The 18822-nt window shown below is 72.9% G+C and carries 21 protein-coding genes; 7 read left to right on the top strand and 14 right to left on the bottom strand.

Annotation, left to right across the window (positions count from 1 at the left end; all coding sequences use genetic code 11):
* Positions 1-84 precede the first annotated feature (84 nt).
* Positions 85-528, bottom strand: coding sequence for a DUF4383 domain-containing protein (locus tag ABZW11_RS44935; protein WP_355432255.1), 444 nt, complete (start codon positions 526-528; stop codon positions 85-87).
* Between the two features lie 72 nt (positions 529-600).
* On the bottom strand, positions 601-1947 hold the full coding sequence (locus ABZW11_RS44940; RefSeq protein ID WP_355432257.1) for a potassium transporter TrkG: 1347 nt from the start codon (positions 1945-1947) through the stop codon (positions 601-603).
* A gap of 184 nt (positions 1948-2131) precedes the next feature.
* Between ABZW11_RS44940 and ABZW11_RS44945 the strand changes: the two genes are divergently transcribed.
* Positions 2132-2653: a hypothetical protein gene (locus tag ABZW11_RS44945; RefSeq protein ID WP_355432261.1), complete on the top strand. Its 522-nt coding sequence runs from the start codon at positions 2132-2134 to the stop codon at positions 2651-2653.
* Positions 2654-2657: 4 nt separating this feature from the next.
* Here the strand turns inward: ABZW11_RS44945 and ABZW11_RS44950 are convergent, their stop codons facing one another.
* Positions 2658-3113, bottom strand: coding sequence for an Lrp/AsnC family transcriptional regulator (locus ABZW11_RS44950; protein ID WP_355432264.1), 456 nt, complete (start codon positions 3111-3113; stop codon positions 2658-2660).
* Between the two features lie 111 nt (positions 3114-3224).
* Between ABZW11_RS44950 and ABZW11_RS44955 the strand changes: the two genes are divergently transcribed.
* Positions 3225-3698: a DUF2000 domain-containing protein gene (locus tag ABZW11_RS44955; protein WP_355432267.1), complete on the top strand. Its 474-nt coding sequence runs from the start codon at positions 3225-3227 to the stop codon at positions 3696-3698.
* Between the two features lie 122 nt (positions 3699-3820).
* On the opposite strand, the gene ABZW11_RS44960 is transcribed toward ABZW11_RS44955, so the two are convergent.
* Positions 3821-4348: a hypothetical protein gene (locus ABZW11_RS44960; RefSeq protein ID WP_355432314.1), complete on the bottom strand. Its 528-nt coding sequence runs from the start codon at positions 4346-4348 to the stop codon at positions 3821-3823.
* A gap of 104 nt (positions 4349-4452) precedes the next feature.
* On the opposite strand from ABZW11_RS44960, the gene ABZW11_RS44965 reads away from it, so the two are divergent.
* Entirely contained in the window at positions 4453-5481 is a 1029-nt protein-coding gene (locus ABZW11_RS44965) for an alcohol dehydrogenase (protein ID WP_355432270.1), read from the top strand.
* 16 nt (positions 5482-5497) lie between these two features.
* Here ABZW11_RS44965 and ABZW11_RS44970 read toward each other — a convergent pair whose 3' ends face one another.
* From ABZW11_RS44970 to ABZW11_RS44995, 6 genes are read right to left on the bottom strand one after another with little or no spacing between them, the layout of a single operon-like run.
* Positions 5498-6409 carry a hypothetical protein gene (locus ABZW11_RS44970; RefSeq protein ID WP_355432273.1) on the bottom strand — a complete coding sequence of 304 codons (912 nt, stop codon included), beginning with the start codon at positions 6407-6409 and terminating at the stop codon, positions 5498-5500.
* Positions 6406-6879: a hypothetical protein gene (locus ABZW11_RS44975; protein ID WP_355432276.1), complete on the bottom strand. Its 474-nt coding sequence runs from the start codon at positions 6877-6879 to the stop codon at positions 6406-6408. Before ABZW11_RS44975 ends, ABZW11_RS44970 begins: the two co-directional genes overlap by 4 nt.
* A gap of 3 nt (positions 6880-6882) precedes the next feature.
* A complete protein-coding gene (locus tag ABZW11_RS44980; protein WP_355432279.1) occupies positions 6883-8094 on the bottom strand; it encodes a macrolide family glycosyltransferase in 1212 nt (403 codons plus the stop codon).
* Positions 8091-9104 carry a patatin-like phospholipase family protein gene (locus ABZW11_RS44985; protein WP_355432282.1) on the bottom strand — a complete coding sequence of 338 codons (1014 nt, stop codon included), beginning with the start codon at positions 9102-9104 and terminating at the stop codon, positions 8091-8093. The genes ABZW11_RS44980 and ABZW11_RS44985 overlap by 4 nt, the downstream gene beginning before the upstream one ends.
* Positions 9105-9152: 48 nt before the next feature.
* Complete coding sequence (locus ABZW11_RS44990) at positions 9153-9992, bottom strand: aldo/keto reductase (protein ID WP_355432285.1); 840 nt, start codon at positions 9990-9992, stop codon at positions 9153-9155.
* Positions 9964-10788, bottom strand: coding sequence for a nitroreductase (locus ABZW11_RS44995; protein WP_355432288.1), 825 nt, complete (start codon positions 10786-10788; stop codon positions 9964-9966). The genes ABZW11_RS44990 and ABZW11_RS44995 overlap by 29 nt, the downstream gene beginning before the upstream one ends.
* Positions 10789-10926: 138 nt before the next feature.
* Here ABZW11_RS44995 and ABZW11_RS45000 point away from each other — a divergent pair, with 138 nt between their 5' ends.
* From ABZW11_RS45000 to ABZW11_RS45010, 3 genes are all read left to right on the top strand, one after another.
* Entirely contained in the window at positions 10927-11400 is a 474-nt protein-coding gene (locus ABZW11_RS45000; RefSeq protein WP_355432291.1) for a MarR family winged helix-turn-helix transcriptional regulator, read from the top strand.
* A gap of 76 nt (positions 11401-11476) precedes the next feature.
* Positions 11477-11677: a hypothetical protein gene (locus tag ABZW11_RS45005; protein ID WP_355432293.1), complete on the top strand. Its 201-nt coding sequence runs from the start codon at positions 11477-11479 to the stop codon at positions 11675-11677.
* Between the two features lie 604 nt (positions 11678-12281).
* Positions 12282-12839, top strand: a complete 558-nt coding sequence (locus ABZW11_RS45010) for a hypothetical protein (RefSeq protein WP_355432296.1) — start codon at positions 12282-12284, stop codon at positions 12837-12839.
* Positions 12840-12853: 14 nt separating this feature from the next.
* Here the strand turns inward: ABZW11_RS45010 and ABZW11_RS45015 are convergent, their stop codons facing one another.
* Positions 12854-14188, bottom strand: coding sequence for a cytochrome b N-terminal domain-containing protein (locus ABZW11_RS45015; RefSeq protein ID WP_355432299.1), 1335 nt, complete (start codon positions 14186-14188; stop codon positions 12854-12856).
* A gap of 205 nt (positions 14189-14393) precedes the next feature.
* On the opposite strand from ABZW11_RS45015, the gene ABZW11_RS45020 reads away from it, so the two are divergent.
* On the top strand, positions 14394-16274 hold the full coding sequence (locus tag ABZW11_RS45020; protein WP_355432302.1) for an ABC transporter ATP-binding protein: 1881 nt from the start codon (positions 14394-14396) through the stop codon (positions 16272-16274).
* On the opposite strand, the gene ABZW11_RS45025 is transcribed toward ABZW11_RS45020, so the two are convergent.
* Genes ABZW11_RS45025 through ABZW11_RS45035 form a run of 3 tightly spaced genes read right to left on the bottom strand, consistent with a single transcriptional unit; the run spans position 16220 to position 18622 of the window.
* Positions 16220-16393, bottom strand: a complete 174-nt coding sequence (locus ABZW11_RS45025; RefSeq protein ID WP_355432305.1) for a hypothetical protein — start codon at positions 16391-16393, stop codon at positions 16220-16222. The genes ABZW11_RS45020 and ABZW11_RS45025 overlap by 55 nt on opposite strands.
* Positions 16394-16434: 41 nt before the next feature.
* Positions 16435-17331, bottom strand: a complete 897-nt coding sequence (locus ABZW11_RS45030) for a CoA ester lyase (protein WP_355432308.1) — start codon at positions 17329-17331, stop codon at positions 16435-16437.
* Positions 17321-18622, bottom strand: coding sequence for a CoA transferase (locus ABZW11_RS45035; protein ID WP_355432311.1), 1302 nt, complete (start codon positions 18620-18622; stop codon positions 17321-17323). Before ABZW11_RS45035 ends, ABZW11_RS45030 begins: the two co-directional genes overlap by 11 nt.
* Positions 18623-18822 lie beyond the last annotated feature (200 nt).

Raw genomic sequence — 18822 nt, forward strand, 5'->3', positions numbered from 1 at the left:
AGACCGACAGATCCCGTTGAAGACCCGAGGTCAGTCAGAGGGTGGGTCAGGACTGGCGGGAGGTGCTCACCTACATCATCTCTGTCAGCGGGTGACGGCCGTCCGGCGGCTGAGCAGCACGCCCAGGCCGGTCATGCCGATGCCGAGGATGAGGTGCAGCCAGTTGTCGGCGGTGTTCAGCGGCACGAAGTTGGCCGGGCTGTCGTGCGTGATGAGCAGTCCGTACAGCCAGAGCACCAGGTAGATGACGCCGCCGCCGATGAGGAAGGCGCGGGCACCGCTCCACGTCCTGGCCAGCAGCACGCCCGCGATGCCGAACAGCAGGTGGACGATGTTGTGCAGGATCGAGACCTGGAAGACGCCGAGCAGCATCGCGTCGGAGTGGTGGCCGGCGAACTGCAGGTCGTCGTAGTTGGTGGTCACGCCCGGGACGAACCCGAGCACGCCGACCAGCAGGAACACCACGCCGGTGACCAGTGCGGCGAGCTGCAGCGGAGTGCGGTTTGCTGTGGTGTGCGAAGTGTTCATCTGGGGGGGCCTTCCTGGGTGGATGGATCACCCCTCTACCCACGGAGACGAACGCATTCGTCCCGACGCCCCTCAGCCGATGATGACGCGCTCCTCCGGCAGCTCGTACCGGCGCGTACGCTGCTTCAACGCGAGCGCCGAGCCCAGCGTGAGCGGCCCGATGCGGCCCACGAACATCAGCAGGCTCAGCAGCACGTGACCGGCCACCGAGATGTCGGTGGTGATGCCGGTCGACAGGCCGTTGGTGGCGAAGGCCGAGATCACCTCGAACAGCACCCGGTCGAGGTCGTGCCCGCTGATGATGAGCAGCAGCCAGGTGGACAGCGCCACCAGGATGACGCCGAGCAGCGTGATGGACAGCGCCTGCCGCTGGGTGGACGCCGGCAGCCGCCGGTGCCCGATGTTCACGTGGGTCTCGCCGCGCAGCTCCGACCAGATCATGAACACCAGGAAGCCGAACGTGGTGACCTTGATGCCGCCCGCCGTGCCCGCGCTGCCGCCGCCGATGAACATCAGGATGTCGGTGACGAGCCAGGAGGACGGGTACATCTGGCTCACGTCGAGCGTGTTGAAGCCGCCCGAGCGCGGCATGACGGCGGCGAAGAACGCGGCGAGCAGCTTGCCCGAGTCGTCGAGCGGGCCCATCGTGGCCGGGTTGCGCCACTCGGTCATCAGGAACGCGAGCGTGCCCCCGCCGATGAGCAGCACGCTCAGGCCGACCGTGACGCGGGTGAGCACCGACCAGCGGCGCGGGTGCCGCCACGTGCGCAGCAGCTCGAAGACGACCGGATAGCCGAGGCCGCCGACGATGACCGCGGTGGCGATGGTCAGGCAGATCCACGGATCGGTGACGAACCGCATCAGGTTGTCCGGCCACAGGGCGAAGCCGGCGTTGTTGAACGCCGACACACCGTGGAAGACGCCGAGCCACAGCGCCCTGCCGAGCGGCTCGCCGTAGCCGGTGACGAACCGTACGGTGAGGACCGCGGCGACCGCCGCCTCGCACACCAGCGTGAACATCACCACCTTCGCCAGCACCTGACGCAGGTCGGCGGCCACCACCGACTTGGTCTCCAGCTGCGCCGACAGCCGCGCCCGCAGCCCGATGCGGCCGGAGAGGATCACCATGACGAGCGTGGCGAGCGTCATGATGCCGAGCCCGCCCACCTGGAAGAGCACGGTGATCACCACCTCGCCGAACACCGACCAGTGCGAGGCCGTGTCGACCACCACCAGCCCGGTCAGGCAGACGGCCGAGGTGGCGGTGAAGAACGCGATGATCCAGTCGCCCTCGCCCGAGGCCGTCGCCATCGGCGTGGCGAGCAGCACGGTGCCGATCAGCACCGCCGAGCCGAACCCGGCCGCGATCACCACCGCGGGATGCCGGCCGCGGCCCGCCACCGCAGGCCGGCGCGTCACGGGGCCACCCCGCCTTCGAGGCCGCCGTAGTCGTCGTGCATGGGGGTGCCTCCGTCGGGCTCACGCGGCCGGAGACCTCGCCGACCCGGCGTTCCGGCACTTTGACGCCCTACGCTAGCGTAGCGGGGCCGCGGCGCCCGCCCTCCTCGATCATTTGTCACAGCCGCCGCGTACCGTGCTCACCATGACGAACGTGCACACACCACTCGACGGCGAGCGCTGGCAGCCCGGCGACCTCGTGGTCGACGCCGATGGCCGCCTGTTCAGCCGGGCGGGTGCGGACGACCAGGCCAGGGGGTTGCCCTGGGCGCGTCCGCGTGACGTGGCGCGCCGCGACGACGGCGGCGTGCTCGTGCCGGACGGCGAGGTGGGGGAGCAGACGCCGGCCAGGCCGCTGACGTTGTTGCTGCGCGACGGCCGGCCGGTGCTGCCCGCCGTGCCCGCCGACCCCGCCGCCGTGCTCGGCACACAGGCTCGCCAGACCGCCTCCGCGGCGGGCGTGGGCGGCCTCTATCTCGCGGCCACCGCCTTCGACCCCGACGGCGCGGGCGACACCAGGGCCGCCAAGCTCCGGGCCGACCTGCTCGATCACGTGGTGGTGGCGGTCAGCGCCGAGGAGTTGAGCGCGATGTTCGGCGGCGCCGCCGACGGGTTGCTGGTCGCGCTGGCGGAGTGGCACGAGCGCAGCGTGGGGGAGAGCGCCTGACCAGTCACCTGGCCGGCGCGATCCGGTTGTTGCGGATGTGCTCGTAGACGATCGAGGTGCGCACGTCGGCCACCTCGGGCCGCTCGGTGAGCTTGTCGATGACGAACGCGTACAGGCTGTCGTTGTCGGGCACCGCCACGTGCAGGATGAAGTCCTCCGTCCCGGCCGTCACATAGACGCCGAGCGTGTCGGGCAGGCGGCTGACCCAGTTGCGGAAGCCCTCGATGTTGCGCCGGGACGGCGGGCGTACCCGGATGGCGATGAGGGCCTGCACCGGGCGGCCGATCGCGGCGAGGTCGACGTCGAGGATCGCCCCGCGGATGACCTGCCGCTGGCGCAGCGCCCGCGTACGGTCGAGCGCCGTGGTCGGCGAGACGCCCACGGCCGCCGCGAGGTCGCGGTTGGTCATCCGTGCATCTGACTGCAATTCGCGGACAATCGCCTTATCAAGTTCGTCCATGGCCGCCGAAAACCCGCTTTCTTCGATACATGTACGGATTGCTTGCTGCTCTAACGCATGGATGAATACCGTAACCCATCGGTTCCGTACGAACGAACAAGGGATGTCGCCATGTCAGACGGCAGCACCGTCGGCTTCACGCCGGACGAGATCGACCCCACCGCCCCGACCAGGGCGGCCCGCCTGAAGTGGGTGATCGTCGTCAACGACGCCCTGCCCGCCGGCCGGGCCGTCAACGCGGCCGTGTGCGTCGCGGCGGCCACCTCATCGGCGGTCACCGGCCTGCTGGGCGACGACGCGATCGACGCGAGCGGCGCCGCCCACCCCGGCCTGCCCTGGGCGGGCTGCTCGGTGCTGGCCGCCGACGCGGCCACGCTGCGCACGATCAGGGCCAAGGCCGCCGCCGCCGACACCTGCCACGTGGCGGACATGCCGGCCGCGGCCCAGCACACCCGCGTCTACGCCGACTACCTCGCCACCGTGAAGGAGACCGCGCCCGAGGACATCGAGTATTACGCGGTCAGCGTCGTCGGCCCGCGCAACAAGGTCGACAAGATCGTCGGCCGCCTCCCGCTGCTCCCTTGAGCGGTCAGCGGGCGACGGACCGGTCCGCCTCCAGGGCGGTGAGGAGCTTGGCGGTGAGCACGGCGTCGATGCCGCGCGCACCGCACGGTTCGCGGGTGATCAGCGCTACGCCAAGCCAGGTCTCAGGAGCGGGCCGTGTGACCCGGGGCGGCCCAGCTGCTCAGCAGGCGCAGCGCGTCGGCGGTGGGGGAGCCGGGCTCGACGTTGTAGACGCACAGCATCTGGTCGGTGTCGCCCGGCGGCATGAAGCTCTCGTACGAGAAGTGCAGCTCGCCCACCTCCGGGTGGTGGTAGACCTTGCTGCCGTGGGTGCGGCGCAGCACCCGGTGGTCGTTCCACCAGGTCGTGAACTCGGGCGAGCGCAGCGTCAGCTCACCCACCAGGTCGGCCAGCCGCCGGTCGTGGGGGTAGCGGCCGGCCTCGAGCCGGAGCATCGCCACCGTCTCCGACGCGATTCGCTCCCAGTCGCCCACCCGCTCGCGGGCGGCGGGGTCGAGCAGGTAGTAGCGGGCGAGGTTGCGCTGCGGCGCGGGCAGCGCCTCGAAGTCGGTCAGCACCTGCCGAGCAAGGAAGTTGGCGGCCAGCACGTCGGTGCGCCGCCCGATGACGAACGCCGGCACGTGCTCCAGCGTCTGCAACGTGAGGTGCAGGCCCGGCCTGTCAGGCCCCCTATGGCCGGTCCCGGAGTGGTGTGCTTGACGTGGGCCGGCGAGCCGGTCCCCACCACGTTCGTTCTCCGCTCAAGGGGTACCTGATGTCCATGACCACTCTCTACCGCGCCGCCCAGGTCAACGAGGCCGGCGGGCCGTTCAACCTGGTCGAGCGCGAGCTGACCGAGCCGGGCCCCGGCCACGTCCGCGTGGCCGTCGAGGCGTGCGGCGTGTGCCGCTCCGACGCCGGCTTCGTCGACGCGGGCTTCCCGAACGTGTCGTTCCCGCTCGTCACCGGCCACGAGATCGCCGGCCGCGTGGACGCGGTCGGCGACGGCGTCGAGGACTGGAACGTCGGCGACCGCGTGGCCGTCGGCTGGTTCGGCGGCAACTGCGGCACCTGCCGGCCCTGCCGCGAGGGCGACTTCATCCACTGCGCCCGCATGCAGGTGCCCGGCTGGGCCTACCCCGGCGGGTACGCCGAGTACACCACCGTGCCCGCCTCCGCGCTCGCCCGCGTCCCCGACGAGATCAGCGCCGTCGAGGCCGCACCCATGGGCTGCGCGGGCGTCACCACGTTCAACTCGCTGCGGCGCAGCGCCGCACGGCCGGGCGACCTCGTCGCGATCCTCGGCCTCGGCGGGCTCGGCCACCTCGGCGTGCAGTTCGCCAACAAGCTGGGCTTCGAGACCGTCGCCGTCGCGCGCGGCGCCGACAAGGCCGACACCGCCAAGCACCTCGGCGCCCACCACTACGTCGACTCCACAGCGGGCGACGTGGCCGGGCAGCTCCAGGCTCTCGGCGGCGCGAGGGTCGTGCTGGCCACCGCCGCGAGCTCCGAGGCGATGAGCACCGCCATCGACGGCCTCGGCGACAACGGCGAGCTGGTCGTGCTCGGCGCCACGCCCGAGCCCATCCAGGTCAGCCCGTTCCAGCTCATCACCAACAGCAGGACCGTGCACGGCCACCCGTCCGGCACCGCCCGCGAGGTCGAGGAGACGCTGCGCTTCGCCGCGCTGACCGGCGTGCGGGCGCTCACCGAGACCCGCCCGCTGGAGGAGGTCGCGGCCGCCTACGACCGCATGCTGTCCGGCGAGGCCCGCTACCGCATGGTCCTCACCACCGGCCACTGACGGCGGGGCCAGAGCGTCACGGGCTGAGCGGCTCGCGGATGAGGCGGACGACGGTGTCGGCGGTGTGGTCGAGGTAGGTGCGGCCGTCGGGCAGCCGCGCGTCCGGGCTGATGTAGCTGCGCCGCCCCATGTGGGTGGCCGGGTCGAGGCGGTGCGTGGTGACCTTGCCCGCGCGGACGGCCCGGTTCCAGCCGCTGCCGCCGGCCGCCGGCCAGCGCTGCGGGAACAGGATCAGGCACAGGCGCTCGATCCAGTCGGCGTCGCTGGTGAGGCGGTGCAGGTGGCGGGCGTGGGTGAGGTCGTTGGCGCCGTTGTGGAAGCCGCCGAGCGTGATCAGCAGGAGCGGGGCGGCCAGCCTGGCGTGCAGCTCCTTGACCGCGCCGGTGGCGACCTGCGCGCCGCCGCTGTAGCTGAGCAGCACCACGGGGATGCCGCTGCCCGGCCGGTAGCCGGCCAGCCGCAGCTGCCGGGCGATCTGGGTGCCGACCGCCCGGTTGTAGAGCGGGCGGTAGCGGCGGTCGGCGGCGACGAAGATCTGCATGACGTTGTGCAGGAAGAGCAGGAACTGCGCGCGGCGCCGCAGCCACGCCCACACGGGCCGGTCGGCGAGCGGGTCGGCCAGCGGCGAGTACGGCTGCACCTGCCCCAGCACCCGCACCTCGGGCGCCTTGTCGAGCAGCGCCTTGACCAGCCGGCCGCCGTCGCGGGTGTCGGTGAAGCGGCGCTTGCCGATGCCGTCCAGATAGACCAGGTACGCCGCGGGAGGACGGTTCGGGTCGGCGCCCCTGGCGTAGGGGAGGCCGTGGGGCAGCTCGCCGGTGGCGGTCCGCCAGCCGGCGGTGTAGACGAGCACCTCGTAGCGGGCCAGCAGCGCCTCGGCGAGCAGGACCATGCCGAGGGCCAGGAGGAGCAGCGGGAACTCGGTCATGCCGGCACCGCCTGGAGCGCGCTGATCCGCACGACCAGCCACCTGACGCCGCCCACGGCCGCGCCCAGCCCCAGCCCGGCGACCGTGACGCAGCCGGCGGCGCTCCACCAGCCCAGCCCGGTCGCCGTGGCGAGCGAGCCCGTGAGGTTCGCGCCGACCGCGACGATGAGCAGCGTGTGCAGCAGCGGCCCGAGCAGGGGGAACGCCACGATGGCGGCGAGCAGCAGCGGCGCCGCGAGACCGGGCGTCCACCCGGGAGCGGCCTCCGTGCGCGGGCTCTGCAGCTCGGCCAGCACGCCCGCCGCCCACGGCCACAGCGCGAACACCACGAACTCCACCACCGCCCCGGTCAGCAGCAGCCGCACCGCGTGCGCCCGCGACACGCCGGGCCGGCGCGCGATCAACGGCAGGATCCGGCCCGCCGACTCCGACAGCCCGGCCAGCAGCAGGACGACCACGACGGCGGACATCGCTCACCGCCCTCGCGCGTTCGCGGGCACCGGCCTGCTGCCCTGGCCGAGGTGACGTTCCAGCTCGTCGGCCGCGCGCCGGTAGCCGCCCGCCGCGCGCTGGGCGTCGCGCAGGTCGTACGCCGCGGCGCGGAAGCGCGGCTCGCCGAGCAGCAGCCCGGCCCTCACCTGTACGGCCTCCGCGTCCGCCTCGTGCGGCGCCAGGGCGAGGCCCGCGCCCAGCTCCGCCACCCGCCTCGCCACCAGCGGCTGGTCCGCGCCCTGCGGGACCACCAGCATGGGGACGCCCGCGTGCAGGGCCTCGTTCACGCCGTTCATGCCGCCGTGAGTGACGAACAGCGCGGCACGGTCGAGCACCTCCAGTTGCGGGACGAAGCGGCGGGCCAGCACGTTCGGGGGCAGCGGGCCCAGCGCCGCCGGGTCGGTGCGGCCGGTCGAGACGACCACGGTGCCGCCCAGCGGGGCCAGCGCGGCGGCGAACGTCCGCAGCAGCTCCGGGCCCGCGTCGAGCACCGTGCCGGGGGAGGCGTACAGCACCGGGTCCCGCAGCGCGTCCATGGGGAACGACGGGTCCCGCGGGCGCTCGCCCAGGCTCGGGCCGACGAACCGGTACGAGTCGTCGAAGCTCTCCGCGTCCGGCTGGAACGCGCGGGCGGTGAAGACCAGGTTGAGCGGCTGCCGGACGTTCGCGAGGTCGAGCAGCGGCAGCCGGCCCGTGTCATAGGCCCGGTGCAGCTCCCACCGCGACCGCAGGTAGCCGGTCGCGACGCCGGGCCGGGCCGCCGCCGAGGCGATCATCGGCCACGAGGCGCGGGTGGGGCTCGGGACGCGGCAGCCGAACGCGAACGTGGTGAACGCCGACACCGCCGGCACCCCCAGCTCCGCGGCCGCGACCGCGCCCCACGGGCAGGCCGAGCCGTGCACGATCAGGTCGGGGCCGATGCGGCGCAGGTCGTCCAGCAGCGCAGGAAGCAGCGTGACGGTCGTGCGCGCGAGCCCGTCCAGCATCGTCAGAGGCGTCGGCCGCTCGGGCAGGTGCAGGTCGCCCCCGGGATACGTGCGCACGGTCGCGCCGGCGCCGGCGACCACCTCGGCGAACGCGGGCGCGACGTGGTAGGTGACCGTGTGCCCCCTGCGGACCAGCTCGGTGACGACCGGAAGCGTCGGGTTGACGTGCCCCCGCAGGGCGATGTTGACGAACGCGAAGGTGCTCACAGCCGGACCCCCGCTCCCTCGTGGCCGGCCGCTCGGCTCGCGCCCGGCCCCGGGCCCGCTCTTCGCATGCCGGCCGTGTCCGGGCCGTGCAACGGGGGCCGCGTGCCCGCGTCCGCCTGGTAGAGGCCGGGGCCGTCTATGTGCAGAGTGTCGAGGAAGTGGCCCGCCGCGGCGGCGGCGGTGTGGATCAGACGGCGGGACTGGCGGAAGTCCCAAGGGGCCGGCCAGCTCTCGACGCCGGTCGGCAGCACGACGGTCGGGACGCGCTCGGACACTTCGCGCAGGTCGCGGGCGATCTGGTGCTGCAACAGCAGCAGCCCCGCCCTGGCCGCGACCGCGCCCGCCCACCGGGGCGGCGCCGACGGGCGCGGCGGCATGCTCGTCTGTCCTGTCGCCAGCACGACCACGCTGGCCGCACCCGCCTCCAGAGCCGCCCGTACGGGGACGAACGCGATCACGCCGCCGTCCACGAGCGTCCTGCCGCCGCGCACGACCGGCGGCAGGATCCCCGGGATGGCGGCGCTGGCCAGCAGCGCCGACTCCAGGTCACCGTGGTCGAGCAGCGCGGGAGCCCCGGTGGCGAGATCCATGGCCACGGCGGCGAAGGGCACGTCGAGCTGCTCGATCCGCGACGGCAGCCCCGCCTGCGCGATCAGCCGGCGCAGGCCGCGGTCGGCGAAGACCCCGGCCCGCGAGGGCAGGCGGCACAGCGGGAACACCTCGCGCCTGCGCACCCGCGTCCACACCCGGTCAAGCCACGGCGCCGCCGCACCGGGGTGGGCGGCCGCGATGGCGCCGTTGAGCGCGCCCACCGAGGTGCCGACGATCAGGTCGGGGACGAAGCCGCGCTGCTCCAGCGCGTACCCGATGCCGACCTGCGCGGCCCCCAGCACCCCGCCGCCGCCGACCGCGACGGCCACCGGCCGGGGCAGCGCCGCCAGCCCCGCAGGGCCCCCGTCCGGCAGCCGGCCGGTCTCCTCGGAGGCCAGGAAGCGGTGATGAATCGTCATGGTCATGGCCGTCCTTCCTGCATGGACGCCCGGGACCGGCCACGGGCGTCAGGCGAGATCGGCGAGGTCGTCGCCGGTGAGCGTGATCGAGCGGGCGGCCACGTTCTCCTCGAGATGGGCCACGGAACCGGTGCCGGGGATGACCACGATCACCGGCGAGACAGCCAGCAGCCAGGCCAGCGCGACCTGGCGCGGGGTGGCGGCGTGCCGGTCGGCGACCTTGAGCAGGCCGGGGTCGTCGAGCCCGCCGCCGGCGGGGAAGAAGGGCACGAAGGCGATGCCGGCCCGCGTGCAGGCCTCGAGCACGGCGGTGCCGGCGCGGAGGCCGCGGTGGAAGGCGTTCTGGACGGCCGCGACCGGCGCGATGCCGAGGGCCTCGGCGAGCTGGGCGGCGTCGACGTTGCTGACGCCCAGGTGGCGGATCAGGCCCTCGTCGCGCATCCGGGCGAGCACCTCGAAGCGCTCGGCCAGCGACTCGCCCGGCGCGGGTCCCGTGCCACCGACGCGCAGGTAGACCAGGTCGAGCCGGTCGAGGCCGAGGCTCTCGAGGTCGGACTCGACCTGAGCCCGCACCTCGGCGGGGGTGCCGGGCCGCGGACCTCCTGGCCCGAAGACCGGGCCCGCCTTGGTGGCGATGACCAGGCGGTCGGGGTAGGGCGACAGGGCTTCGCGGATCAGTGTGTTGGCGCTGACCGTGCCGTCCTGGCTGCGGTAGAAGCCGGCCGTGTCGATGTGATCCACGCCCAGCTCGACGGCCCTGCGCAGGACGGCACGGCCCTGCTCGGCGTCCCGGGCGGGCCCGCCCGGGACGGCCTGGGACAGGCGCATGGCGCCGAACCCGAGCCGGTTGATCGTCAGGTCACCGCCGAGGCGGAGCTGGCTGGTCATGTCTCTCCTGATGGGTGGGGGCGCCGGACCCGGTGGGCCGGTCGTCGTCCGGTGTCGGCCGCGGCAGGCGGGCGCGGACCGTGTGACCCCTGCGGCGGGCCGGGCGGCGCCGGCTCCGGCAGGAGGGGGAGGGGCCGCCGACGAAGGTGACGGTCTCCTCCAGGGGCGCCCGGCCCGTACGCGGCTGACTGACCGAGACGTCCTCGAACCCGATCGACATGCCGCAGAACAGCACGAGCCCTTCGGCGGGCCGCACGCTCTCGGCGACCGTCCTGCGGTAGACCGACCAGGCCATCTGCGGGCAGCTGTGCAGACCTTCCGCGCGCAGCAGGAGCATGACCGTCTGCAGGTAGATGCCGAGGTCGGCCCACTGCGCGGGGCCCATGTCGCGGTCGATGTAGACGAACAGCGCGGCCGGCGCGCCGAAGCACTGCCAGTTCTCCGCCGCGGCCCGCTGGCGGGCCTCCCAGTCCTCGCGTGCGATGCCGAGCGCGCCGTAACGCTCCCGGCCGAACGCGGAGCGCCGCTCGCGGTACGGGGACTTCAGCTCGGCCGGGTACATCTCGTACTCGCGCTCGTCCCACGCGTCGCCGGCGGCCACGCGCTCTCCTGCGCGCCTCTTGAGCTCGGCGAGCCGCTCGCCGGTCACCACGTAGACGTGCCAGGGCTGGAGGTTCGAGCCGGACGGCGCCCACGCGGCGGCGGCCAGCACGCGCTCCAGCACCTCCTTCGGGACTGGGCGGCCGGTGAAGGCACGCACTGACCTGCGGCTGGTGACGGCTTCGTAGACCTCCATGATTCCTCCCCCGATGTTCGTTACACCTACTACGGTATCACTCGAAATAGTATCAATCAATACGATTTCGGACGCGATGGGTGTGAGTTGTTTCACCTGAAACCGTCGTGAATGAGAGCGTACGGGTACTATGCCGGTATGACCGCTCCTGAGCCCGCCACGCCCCGGGCGACCGACCGCCCCGGCGACCCTTCGCCCTTCGCCCTGGGCCTGCTCCTGCGCAAGGCCCACTGGCGGGCGGCGAACGTGCTGACCGAGGCGCTGCGGCCGCTCGGCATCGAGCTGCGCCACTTCGCCGTGCTCATCGTGCTGGTCAACCGCGGGCCCACCGTGCAGCGCGACCTGGCGGCCGCCACGGGCACCGACAAGGCGGGCGTCATGCGGGTCGTGGACGACTTGGAGCGGCTTGGCCTGGCCGTCCGCAGGACCGTTCCAGGGGACCGGCGCGTACGCGTCGTGGAGATCACGCCCCAGGGCCTGGAGCTGTTCGACGCCGCCCACGTGAGCGCGGGGCCGCTGGCCGAGCGGCTGATCTCCGGCCTGGAGCCCGGCGAGGCCGAGCAGCTCAAGACCCTGCTGACCCGCTTGGCCTACCAGGACGACGCCTCCTGACAGGCGCGTTACAGCGGCCCGCGTACGGGCAGCCAGACGGGACGTATCCGCACACGTTCCGTGCCACGGGGGACCCATGAACGACAAGAAGGACCAGCCGATCGAGCGCGGGGGCAGCGAGGAGGCCGCCGGCGCGCCGCTGACCCCCACCGAGGAGGAGACGCTCAGGCGCTCCGCGGGCGTCACGCCCGGGGTCACCCCCGGCGCCGAGGGCGTCGATGAGGAGGACGAGGAGGGCGACCGCCGCAGGCACCTCGGCCCCCACGAGCTCGGCTGAACCACCGCGCGACCGGCGAGCACCGCGACGATCCCGGGCGGTGGCCGCGCCCACCGTGATCAGGGTCGTGCCGGGATCACACTGATGACGCGGGAACGCTCCAGGATGGCGTAGCCGATCTCGTCCAGGCTGCGGATGCCGTGCGTCGAGCGGGCCTCCTGGAGCCGCGCGGGACCGCGTCCATGCCGGGACCGCTTCCCAGGGCTGGACGAACTGCCAGAAGCGGGACGCGGGACGCCCGGGGGCGCCGATCGCGGCCCGCAGCGTCCCGATGCGGCCGGGGTTGAGCTGGATCGACACCCCGGCCCGGTCGCCGGTGGCGAGCGCGGTCCCGTCGGCGGCGGCCGTACCAGGAGCCGGGCTTCGGCACGATCTGCGCGCCCACTCCAGCTCACCCGCGACCGCCTTCCCCGCGCGCCTGGTTACCCGGCGTGAACTGCGGATATGCGCGTAGTGGTCAGCGGGCGGACGCTTTCTCGCGCGACACCGGCGTGCCGCCGCCCCCTCCCGGTCACGTCAGGGGATGGCCGGAGTGGTGGTGACATTGGGATAGGTTGTGCGATGGATCATGATCGATCTGCGTCGCCGAATGAGGAAGATGAGATTGACCAATCGTCTGGCGCGTGTCATGGCCGGGTTCCTGATGTCGCCGGTCCTCGTCTCCTGCTCAGCCCCCGTCACCGACCCGCTGCTGAGGGACCCGGCCCAGTGGCCGCTGCCCACGCTGCGCGGGCTGGTCGACCACGGCGAGCTGCCCGAGGAGGCCGAGCGTCCGCTCGCGCAGATCAAGGTCGGCACCTACGACATGATCGCCTGGGTCAACTCCGAGGGCCACTGCGGGCTGTCCGGCGCCGACTGGACCCTCGACCTCGACCTCACCCGCAGCCAGGGCCACCCGGCCAGGCAGCAGGGCTTCTCCGGGCCCATGGAGGCGGCGGTGAGCGGTTCGCGGGAGAGCGAGGCCAGCCTGTTCTGCACCCGCACCCGCATGCTGATCAGGGTCGAGGGGCAGACGAGCGAGCCCTTCGTCTCCGGCGACGCTGTCGCGCAGATCGTGGACGGCGGGCTCAACGCCGTCGTGGGCCCGCAGGAGGCGCAGCGCGAGTCGCTGCCGCGCGCCGCGATCACCGTCGCGGGCCCCGGAATCGGCTCAGACCTCTAGCTCAGACCTTCAGCTCAGACCTTCAGCTCGGGGCGCCGTTCACGGCGGTCGGGCTCCAGGCGCTCGTGGAAGCCGCCGTCAGGGGTCCGCACGATGACGCCGCTCTCCACGCCGTGCTCGGCCGCCTCCCGCTCGGCCTGCCGCAGCGCCAGGCAGATCCACCTGGTCACGACGAAGGCGACGACGGGGCCGATGAACACGGCGTACCTGAAGAAGATCGTCACCGACTCGACGGTCAGGTGGAAGCCGTGGGCGAGCTGGTCGTTGGCCGCCGCCGTCCACAGCAGGCCGTAGAACGTGATGCCGGCGACCGCGAGCGCCGTCTTCACCGGCTTCTCGCGCGGCCGGTCGAGCAGGCCGGCCGCGGGCACGGGCCGGCCCCGCCGCTTGGCGACCATGCGCTCGGCCACCGGGTACGCGGCCAGCGCGGTGAAGAAGACCCCGGGCACCACCACGGCCGGCACGAGGACGGCCAGGCTCAGCGTGTAGCCGCCGAGCGTCAGCTCCCAGCCCGGCATGATCCGCAGGGCGCCGTCGAGGAAGCCCATGTACCAGTCGGGCACCGAACCGGCGGAGACCTGTGTCGGCCGGGCGGGGCCGTACAGCCAGATGGGCGCGATCTGGAAGCCGAACCCGAGGATGATCAGCATGCCGGCGGTGGCGCCTGCCATCAGCGGGCGCGCGCCGCGCCGCACCGGCAGCGAGGCGACGAAGCGGGAGTGGCCGTTCCGCCGCACCAGCAGCTCGCGGGCGAGCAGCAGCGCGGCGACGACGAGCGAGAGCAGCAGGTGCCCGCCGTACAGGACCGGGATGACCTGCTCACCGGGGAAGGCGGAGCCGAACAGCAGGGACGCCGCCCACGTGCCCACCACCGGCACGGACTGCACGACCGAGACCATCAGCCACAGGCTGCCGCCCGACAGCAGGTCGTCGGGCAGGGCGTTGCCGGTCTCGCCGGCCAGCATGCCGAGCCCCAGCAGGGCCACCCAGATCAGCCACTGCCCGGTGCGCGGCCTGCGGAAGGCGCCGGTGAGGAACATGCGCAGCAGCTGGAGCACGACCGCCGCCACGAAAACCAGCGCCGACCAGTGGTGGATCTGCCGGATGAGCAGGCCGCCGCGTACCTCCAGGCTGAGCTGCATGGTCGAGTCGAACGCCTGGCTGACCAGCAGCCCGCGCAGCGGCGCGTACGGGCCGTCGTAGGTGACCTGGGTCATGCCGGGGTCGTAGAACACCATGAGCACGGCTCCGGTCACCGTCAGCACGACGAACGACCAGAGGGCGATCTCGGCGAACATGAACGACCAGTGAGAGAGCTGGAATGAGCGCCTGGCCTGTGCCGTACGCATGTGGGCCTCCCCCTGAAGGTGGTTTCACCCTGGAGACGGAATCGGGCCGGGATATGTGACGGAAAGCGAGGCTTTCGTAGCGGTGATGCGCATCACTTACGCACCTAGCTGGGGGAACGTCCGATAAGCCGGGAAAAAATCATTCGCTTGTCCGGGTCACGGACGGCAGCATGTCGTGGGCTGCGTCGGCGATCGGGGAGGGCGGATGAGCGTGCCGGAAGTCGCTTCTGAGCAAGAGAGGGAGACCGAGCAGAGCTCCGCACCGCGAGCCACGCAGGCGGCCGATGCGGGCGGGCCGTCCGTACGCAGGTCCGCGGTCGGGCTGGCGCTGCGCCACTACCTCGGCGAGCTGCGCAGGCTGTGGCCGGTCGCGGCGCCCGCGCTGCTGATGCCCGCGCTGGGCAACATCTGCCTGTTCTACGTCGCGCCGCTCGGCGTGGCCGGGCTCGTCGGCCACCTGGCGGGCGGCGGCGACGGCACGCTGCCCGCGCTGCTGCCCTACGTGCTCGGCTTCGGCGCCGTGCTGCTGGCCGGCGAGACGCTGTGGCGGATCGGCCTGCACTTCATCAACCGCACCGACGCGCGCGGCGTCGAACGCCTGGCCATCATCGGCATGGACGAGCTGCTGGCCAAGGACGCCGCGTTCTTCCACGACAACTTCGCCGGCGCGCTGACCAAACGGGTGCTCGGCTTCGCCGCCAGGTTCGAGGAGTTCGTCGACACGCTGACGTTCTCCGTCATGGCCAAGGTCGTGCCGCTGATCTTCGCCTGCGTGGTGCTGTGGCAGTACCACCCGCTGCTGGTGGTCGTGCTCATCGGCCTGCTGGCCGTCACCGGCTTCCTCGTCGCGCCGCTCATCCGCCGCCGCCAGAAGCTGGTGGACGCGCGCGAGGCCGCCCGGGTGCACGTCTCGGGCCACGTGGCCGACGTGCTGTCCAACATGGACACCGTACGCGCCTTCGCCGCAGAGCGCCGCGAGGCCGCCGAGCACCGGGTCAAGCTGGCCGAGCAGCAGCGGCTCGCGCTGCGCTCATGGGACTACGGCAACCTGCGGGTCGACACCGTCGTCGCCCCGCTGTCGGTGCTCGGCAGCTCGCTCGGCCTGCTGCTGGCCGTGGCGCTGCGGGGCGGGCTCGGCGTCGAGGCGATCGTGGTGACGTTCACCTACTACACCAACGCCATCGGCATCATGTTCGAGTTCAACCAGATCTACCGGCGCATGGAGAGCGTGATCACCGAGGCCGCGCAGTTCACCGAGCTGCTGCTGACGCCGCCGAAGGTGGTCGACCCGCCCGACCCGCTGCCGCTGCGGCCCGCCGACGCGTCGGTGCGCTTCGACCGGGTGACGTTCTCGTACAAGAGCGGGCTGCCGTTGTTCCAGGACCTCGACCTCGACATCCCGGCGGGCGCGAAGATCGGGCTGGTCGGCCAGTCGGGCGGCGGCAAGACCACGCTGACCCGGCTGCTGCTGCGGCTCATGGACATCGACGCGGGCCGCATCCTCATCGGCGGCCAGGACATCTCCCGGCTGCGCCAGGCCGACCTGCGCGGCCTCATCGCGTACGTGCCGCAGGAGCCCGCCATGTTCCACCGCAGCGTGCGCGACAACATCGCCTTCGCCCGGCCCGGCGCCACCGAGGCCGAGATCCTGGCCGCGGCCGAGGCGGCGCACGTCATGGAGTTCGCCGACGCGCTGCCCGACGGCCTCGGCACGCTGGTCGGCGAGCGCGGCGTCAAGCTCTCCGGCGGCCAGCGGCAGCGCATCGCGCTGGCCCGCGCGATCCTGCGCGACGCGCCGCTCCTGCTGCTCGACGAGGCCACCAGCGCGCTCGACTCCGAGAGCGAGCTCCTCGTGCAGGAGGCTCTGTGGCGGCTCATGCAGGACCGCACCGCGGTCGTGGTCGCCCACCGGCTCAGCACGGTCGTCCGCATGGACCGCCTGGTCGTGCTCAACAAGGGCGTCATCGTCGAGCAGGGCACCCACGGCGAGCTGATCGAGGCCGACGGCGCCTACGCCCGCCTCTGGCGCCATCAGTCAGGCGGCTTCCTGGTGGACGACGACGAGGCGGGCATGGTGTCGCGCTGATCGATCTCGTGCCAGCGGGGGTCGGTGTACGCGTCGGCGTGCAGCGACATCGACAGCGCGGGATCGGGGTCGTAACCGGCGGAGATGTGGTCGAAGGCGGCTGTCGAGTCCGGCGTCACCGTGCCTCCTCGCGGGGGAGCGCGATCACCCGCGACCCTGATCAGCCCCGCGGCCCGCGACAAGCCCCGGCGATCACCCCGCGGGCGCGGGCGGCCATGGCCTCGTCCACCATCTCGCCCTCGAACGTGACCGCGCCCGCACCCCGCGCCTGCGCCTCCTTCACGGCCGCGATCAGCCGTGCGTAGCGGGCCAGCTCCTCGGGGCTCGGCGAGAACACCTCGTTGATCACCGGTACGTGCGAGGGATGGATGGCCAGCATGCCCTCGTAGCCGAGCGCGCGGTTCTGCTCGGCGAAGGCACGCAGCCCGTCGAGGTCGCCGACCGTGGTCCACAGGCCCGCGACCGGGCACGGCACGCCGGCCGCCCGCACGTCGAGCAGCACGCGTGAGCGCAGCTCCAGGGTCTCCCTCCCGGACGGGCTCCACCGGTAGCCGACCGCCCGCTCGACGTCGCCTCCCCTGCCGGTGACCGCGCCCAGGTAGGCGACGCGCGGCGCGGCCCGGCCGATCTCGTACGCGCCGCGCAGCGCGGCGGCGCTCTCCAGCAGCGGCACCAGCGCGACCTGCCCGGCCGGCAGGCCCCGCTCCCGCTCGCACCAGGTCAGCATGCGGTCGGCGAGCACCACGTCCGCCGGCCCGCCCACCTTGGGCAGCAGCACGCCCGCCAGTCCGGGCCGGGTGACGGCACGCAGGTCCTCGACGGCCGGCCAGCCGTCGAGCGGGTTGATCCTGACGAAGATCGCCATATCTCCTGATGCCCGCGCGACCGCCTCGGCCACCCGTTCCCTGGCCGCGCCCTTCTCCGCGGCCGGGACGGCGTCCTCCAGGTCGAGCACGGCGGCGTCGGCCCCGGCGGCCGCCGCCTTGGCCAGCCACTCCACCTTGGTCCCCGGCACGAACAGCATCGACCGCAGCGGGGGGCGTGCGTCAGATGACACCGCGCCGCTCCAGGTCGTCGAACTCCCGGCCGTCGAGGCCGAGCCAGTCGCGGTAGACGAGGTCGTTGTCCTGCCCGAGCGCGGGACCGGTGCGCCAGACACCGCCCGGTTCGTGGTGGAAGTGCGGCAGGGCCGCCTGCATGCGGACGGGGCCGAGGTCGGGGTCGTCCACGGTGACGATGTCGCCGCGCTCGGCGTAGACGGGGTCGGCGGCGATGTCCTCGACGGTGAACACCCGCGACGCCACCACCTCGGCCTCGGCGAACGCCCGCAGGCACGCGTCCGTGCCGCGCGCCCCCACCCAGGCCCGCAGCTCCGTGTCCAGCCGTTCCCGGCCGGCGAGCTGCTGCGCGGTGGTGGCGTACTCGTCCTCGGGCAGGCCGAGCAGGCGGACGACGTTCAGCACCGAGCGCAGCGTCGCCGACGTCACGGTGATCCAGTCGCCGTCACCCGACAGGTACGTGTTGATCACCGCCGCCGGCGCCACGGCGAGCTGGTTTCCCGACCTGCCGGGGACGACGCCGAGCTGGTCGTGGGCGATGACCTGCCACTCGACCAGCCGGAAGAGCGGCTCGAAGAGCGCCAGGTCGATCCACTCGCCGTCGAAGCCGGGGTCGTTCGCGCGGCGGTGCAGGGCGGCGAGCACCGCGTACGCGCCCATCAGCCCGGTCACCGCGTCCCCGTGCGAGAACCCGGTGTGCACGGGCGGCCCGTCGGGGAACCCGGTCAGGTGGACGACCCCGCTGCGCGCCTCGCCGACCTTGCCGAAGCCCGGCGCGTCCGCCTGGGACGACGTCGCGCCGAACCCGGAGATCTGCAGCAGCACCGCCTTCGGGTTGATCCGGTGCACGGCCTCCCAGTCGAGCTCCCAGGCCCGCAGCCGGGACGCGCGCAGCGTCACGATCACCACGTCGGCCCAGGCGACCAGCCGGTGCGCGAGCCGCCGGCCGTCGGGGTCGTGCAGGTCCAGCGTGACGGAACGCTTGTTGCGCCCGGCGACCTTGAACCACAGCGGCACGCCGTCACGCGTGGGCCCCATGGCGCGTGCGGCGTCGCCGCTGCCGGGCGGCTCGACGTGGATGACGTCCGCGCCCTGGTCGGCGAGCATGGACCCGGCCAGCGGCCCGGCGACCACGTGAGCGAACTCCACCACCTTAAGTCCCCGCAGTTGCCCGCGCTGTCCACCCGCCACCCAAGAGCTCCATTCGTTCCGTTCGCCTGACTTCATCCTGCCGAGCAGAGAAATGCGGGTCCAGCACGAAGGGTCGATTAATTGATGCATGTTCCGCATTGGTGGGGATGACGTGCCGCCGGGGCGGTGATGGGGAGACGGCCCTGCCGGGCGGCGACGCGCGGGGGAGGTGCGCCGAGCGGGGGGAGCGCGACGGGAAGGTCCGGGATGCTCCTATTGATGTCAAGCGCTGGTTTCATGATCGGTTCTGGTGATGATCTGGTAGAGCTCGCGGGCGATGTAGCGTTTGAGGCAGCGGA

It is taken from the genome of Nonomuraea sp. NPDC004580 (assembly GCF_040609855.1).
GTDB classification, from domain to species: domain Bacteria; phylum Actinomycetota; class Actinomycetes; order Streptosporangiales; family Streptosporangiaceae; genus Nonomuraea; species Nonomuraea salmonea.

Excerpts from the sequence above, each read along its gene's own strand:
- ABZW11_RS44935 (WP_355432255.1), bottom strand. The coding sequence starts at position 528 with ATGAACACTTCGCACACCACAGCAAACCGCACTCCGCTGCAGCTCGCC.
- ABZW11_RS44945 (WP_355432261.1), top strand. The coding sequence starts at position 2,132 with ATGACGAACGTGCACACACCACTCGACGGCGAGCGCTGGCAGCCCGGC.
- ABZW11_RS44950 (WP_355432264.1), bottom strand. The coding sequence starts at position 3,113 with ATGGACGAACTTGATAAGGCGATTGTCCGCGAATTGCAGTCAGATGCA.
- ABZW11_RS44955 (WP_355432267.1), top strand. The coding sequence starts at position 3,225 with ATGTCAGACGGCAGCACCGTCGGCTTCACGCCGGACGAGATCGACCCC.
- ABZW11_RS44965 (WP_355432270.1), top strand. The coding sequence starts at position 4,453 with ATGTCCATGACCACTCTCTACCGCGCCGCCCAGGTCAACGAGGCCGGC.
- ABZW11_RS44970 (WP_355432273.1), bottom strand. The coding sequence starts at position 6,409 with ATGACCGAGTTCCCGCTGCTCCTCCTGGCCCTCGGCATGGTCCTGCTC.
- ABZW11_RS44975 (WP_355432276.1), bottom strand. The coding sequence starts at position 6,879 with ATGTCCGCCGTCGTGGTCGTCCTGCTGCTGGCCGGGCTGTCGGAGTCG.
- ABZW11_RS44985 (WP_355432282.1), bottom strand. The coding sequence starts at position 9,104 with ATGACGATTCATCACCGCTTCCTGGCCTCCGAGGAGACCGGCCGGCTG.
- ABZW11_RS44990 (WP_355432285.1), bottom strand. The coding sequence starts at position 9,992 with ATGACCAGCCAGCTCCGCCTCGGCGGTGACCTGACGATCAACCGGCTC.
- ABZW11_RS44995 (WP_355432288.1), bottom strand. The coding sequence starts at position 10,788 with ATGGAGGTCTACGAAGCCGTCACCAGCCGCAGGTCAGTGCGTGCCTTC.
- ABZW11_RS45000 (WP_355432291.1), top strand. The coding sequence starts at position 10,927 with ATGACCGCTCCTGAGCCCGCCACGCCCCGGGCGACCGACCGCCCCGGC.
- ABZW11_RS45005 (WP_355432293.1), top strand. The coding sequence starts at position 11,477 with ATGAACGACAAGAAGGACCAGCCGATCGAGCGCGGGGGCAGCGAGGAG.
- ABZW11_RS45015 (WP_355432299.1), bottom strand. The coding sequence starts at position 14,188 with ATGCGTACGGCACAGGCCAGGCGCTCATTCCAGCTCTCTCACTGGTCG.
- ABZW11_RS45020 (WP_355432302.1), top strand. The coding sequence starts at position 14,394 with ATGAGCGTGCCGGAAGTCGCTTCTGAGCAAGAGAGGGAGACCGAGCAG.
- ABZW11_RS45035 (WP_355432311.1), bottom strand. The coding sequence starts at position 18,622 with ATGCGGAACATGCATCAATTAATCGACCCTTCGTGCTGGACCCGCATT.